Annotated in this window: 4 protein-coding genes; all 4 read right to left on the bottom strand. The window is 67.1% G+C overall.

Features of this window, described 5'->3' with window-relative positions:
- Positions 1-881: EamA family transporter (locus L0G76_RS14900; protein ID WP_304357938.1), on the bottom strand; the 881-nt coding region annotated here is incomplete at its 3' end.
- A gap of 38 nt (positions 882-919) precedes the next feature.
- Positions 920-2,362 (bottom strand): aldehyde dehydrogenase family protein, encoded by a 1,443-nt coding sequence (locus tag L0G76_RS14895; protein ID WP_304357937.1) that lies wholly within the window; start codon positions 2,360-2,362, stop codon positions 920-922.
- The gene (locus tag L0G76_RS14890; protein WP_304357936.1) at positions 2,359-2,760 is read right to left on the bottom strand and encodes a sterol carrier family protein; all 402 of its coding nucleotides are present in this window, start codon (positions 2,758-2,760) and stop codon (positions 2,359-2,361) included. Before L0G76_RS14890 ends, L0G76_RS14895 begins: the two co-directional genes overlap by 4 nt.
- A 15-nt stretch (positions 2,761-2,775) precedes the next feature.
- On the bottom strand, positions 2,776-3,459 hold a 684-nt coding region (locus L0G76_RS14885), incomplete at its 5' end, for an asparaginase (RefSeq protein ID WP_304357935.1).

Here is a 3,459-nt window from a genome sequence, read left to right as displayed (position 1 = left end):
GTGCCGACGATGATCGAAGTCTCCCGCACGGGTGCGACGAGGGACACCGGCGCCTGCTGCATGGCGAAGAGGACGAGCAGGTAGGCCACCGGGGACAGGATGGCGACGGTGACCAGGGCGCTCTTGTGCTCAGCCACGATCGACATGAAGTCCGCACGGCGACCCGCACCGCCTGGGATCGTCACGATGCCCAATCCCATAATAGTTGCGACGCAGGCTTCGGAGACGGCGAAGTAGAGCAGCGGTGAGTCGGTGATGTGGTTGACGGAGAAGTCATCCCACAGCGTGTACGAGGCGATGAAGGTGCCGATCAGCCCGCCCCACGCCAGACCGCGACCCACGCCGTGGCTGCTCGTCACGCGACTGCCGCCGTGGCTGCTCGTCACGCGACCCACGCCGTGACTGCTTGTCACGTGACTGCCGCCGAGGCTGTCCCTCGACGCGCCGAAGACTGCGCCTCGTGGTCGCACGGTCACGACCGCGATGCCGGCGATCACGATGAAGGCGCCGATGGTCTCTGGCGCGCTGGGCCGCTCGCCCAGAAACAGCACGGCGATGATGATCGTGATGATCGGGCCGACCCCGCGCGCCGTGGGATAGACGACGCCCAGGGGTGCGTGGTCATAGCCGGACTGCAGGGACACCGAGTAGGCGATATGGAAGATCGCGCTGAGCGCCGCGGCACCGAGGAGTCGGAGGCTGAACTCATGCGCCCCGGAGGCGAGCAGCCAGATCGCAATCGGGGCCAACAGAATCGCGGACAGCCCGTGATAGGCCAGCACGAAGGCGTAGCCCTTGCCGGAGACCGATTTCGCCGCAATGTTCCACAGCGCATGGGCCACCGAGGCGACCAGCACCAGCCCGAGGACGGCAGGAGTCATCGACGACCGTGACCAGTCCGCTTCACAGCGTCACGACCTCACAGCTTCACGGCGACGGTCTTCGTCTGCGTGTACTCGTTGAGGGCTTCGATGGACTTCTCGCGGCCGTAGCCGGACTTCTTGACCCCGCCGAAGGGCAGCTCCACTCCCCCGCCGGCACCGTAGGTGTTGACGAAGATCTGCCCGGCCTCCACCTCGGCGGCGACTCGATGGGCTCGGGAGAGGTTCTGCGTCCACAGAGCAGAGATCAGGCCGTAGTCGGTGCCGTTGGCCAGGGAGATCGCTTCCTCCTCATCGCCGAAGGTCATGGCGGCGACGACGGGACCGAAGACCTCCTCCTGCGCGATCGTCGAGCCCGGAGACACGTTGTCCACGAGCGTCGGGGTGATGAAGGCGCCGCCGGTGAGGTCGTCGGCGAGACCGTCGGGTCGGGTCCCGCCGGTGATGATCTCGGCGCTGCCGATGTCTGAGAGGAATCCTTCGACGCGGGCCTGCTGCTTCGTCGAGATCAGAGGCCCGAGCATCGGGTCCTCGGGGCCGTACCCGATGGTCACCTTCTCCATCGCGGCCGCCAGCTTCTCGACCACCTCGGCGTGGTTGCTCTGAGCGACGATGAGGCGGGACCCGGCCGAGCAGGTCTGACCGGCGTTCTGGATGATCGAACGGAGCAGGGACGGAATGGCGGCATCGACATCGGCGTCGGAGAAGACGATGTTCGCGGATTTACCGCCGAGTTCGAGAACCGTGGGAACGACCCGGTCGGCGGCGGCGTGGGCGATCTGCGACCCGATCTGGGTCGAGCCGACGAAGCCCAGATGGGCGATGCCCGGGTGGGCTGCCAGCGCCGCCCCCGCCTCGGCGCCCAGGCCTGTGACCACGTTGAACGCACCTGCGGGGAAACCGACGGAATGGATGAGCTCGGCCAGCCGGACCGTGGAGCGCGGGGTCTCGTCGGCGGGTTTGGCCACGGCGGCGTTGCCGGTGGCCAGCGAGGTTGCGGCGGCGCGGCCGATGAGCTGGAGCGGATAGTTCCAGGCCACGATGTGCCCGGTCACACCGTAGGGTTCGCGTCGCGTGTAGACGTGCATGTCCTCGGCCATGGGGATCGCGTGCCCGTAGTAGGACTCGATGGTGTGACCGTAGAACTCGAAGTAGCGGGCACAGACATCGACGTCGGCATAGGCCTGGGTCAGCGGTTTGCCTGTGTCCTCGGACTCGAGGCTGGCCAACTCATCACGGTTGGCTCGGATCACCTCGGCGGTGGTGACCAGCAGCTTCGAGCGCTGCTCAGTGCTCGAGCGCTTCCACTCCTGCTGTGCCCTCGCCGCGGCCTTGACCGCACGGTCAACCTCATCGGGCCCGCCGCGGGAGACATCGCCGAGGTGGTCGCCGGTGGCCGGGTCGACGTTGGCGTAGGTGGTCAGTGAGGGGACGTGACGCCCACCGATGAAAGAGGTGGTCTGGGTGATCTGAGCGTTCATCGTCGGCCTTCCAGTTCTGCCGAGGTGTACAGGGGGACGAAGTCACTGATGTCCGCGCGTGTTCCCGAAGCGTCGACTAAGCCTTCGGCGAGTGCTGCGGAGAATGTGGTCTTGCCCGTCACGATCTCCAACCACACCTGCGCCGAGGTTTCGACGACATTGGGTGGTGTCCCGCGAGTGTGCCGGGGCCCGGGGATGCACTGGGTGACGCCGAAGGGCGGAACGCGGACCTCGACGCTGTTGCCCTCTGCCCGCGAAGCGAGTTCTTCGAGTGTGAATCTCACCGCGGTGGCCAGGGTCGACCGGTCGGCCGGTGCCGCGTCGGCGTCCGAATGCGCCGCCCACATCTCGAGGGCGTTGCGGCCCTCGTCGGGGTCGATCCTTCTGCGAATAGCCATCAGTGACTCTCCCTCTTACCTGATCTTCGCTACATCTTCACCCACGATGACCCGTCCGACAACCGCCGTCCGCCCCTCGGACTCGGTTCCGCCGGTGACGGGGTCGGTGATCGCGGCGATGACATCGGCGAGGAGTTCCTCGCTGATCTCAGGAATCGCGCCCGCTTTGCGCAGCAGAGTCAGCGCCACGAGTCCCGTTGCCCGGGATGACCCGTCGAGGCATTTGACCGCGACCGAGTACCCGGATTTCGTGGCCATGACGATGACGCCTTCGGCCCCGCCCTTGGCGAAGACGCCGAGGCGGTCGATGACGCTCGTGTTCGGCTTTCCGTGGCCTTCGATCGCCCAGGGTTCGGCGAAGACCGCGTCCACGAGGGTGCGCGCCTCGGCCGCATAGGAGGCATAGGGCTCCGTCGCCGAGGCGGTCGTCGGGTTCTCGTCGACCGCTGGGTTCGTATCGGTGCTGCCCAGTCGCACCACGCGGCCGATCGCCCGCGCCAGGCCGACGAGGCTGAGTCCGAACACCGGGGCACCGCAGCCGTCGGTGCCCACGGCCACCGGCGTCTCGTCGGCGAAGGCTTCGACCACCTCGGCGACCTTCGTCTGCACCGGATGAGCGGGATCGAGATAGCTCGCGGTGTCGGCGCCGGAGGCGAGCGCGGCCATGAGGAAGGCTGCGTGCTTGCCGGAGCAGTTGAA

The sequence above is a fragment of the Brevibacterium picturae genome (assembly GCF_030453725.1).
In the GTDB taxonomy this organism is placed as follows: Bacteria; Actinomycetota; Actinomycetes; order Actinomycetales; family Brevibacteriaceae; genus Brevibacterium; species Brevibacterium sandarakinum_A.
The sequence above is the reverse complement of the archived record's forward strand: the minus strand, read 5'-3'. Positions and strand labels throughout refer to the sequence as shown.

Excerpts from the sequence above, each read along its gene's own strand:
- L0G76_RS14895 (WP_304357937.1), bottom strand. The coding sequence starts at position 2,362 with ATGAACGCTCAGATCACCCAGACCACCTCTTTCATCGGTGGGCGTCAC.
- L0G76_RS14890 (WP_304357936.1), bottom strand. The coding sequence starts at position 2,760 with ATGGCTATTCGCAGAAGGATCGACCCCGACGAGGGCCGCAACGCCCTC.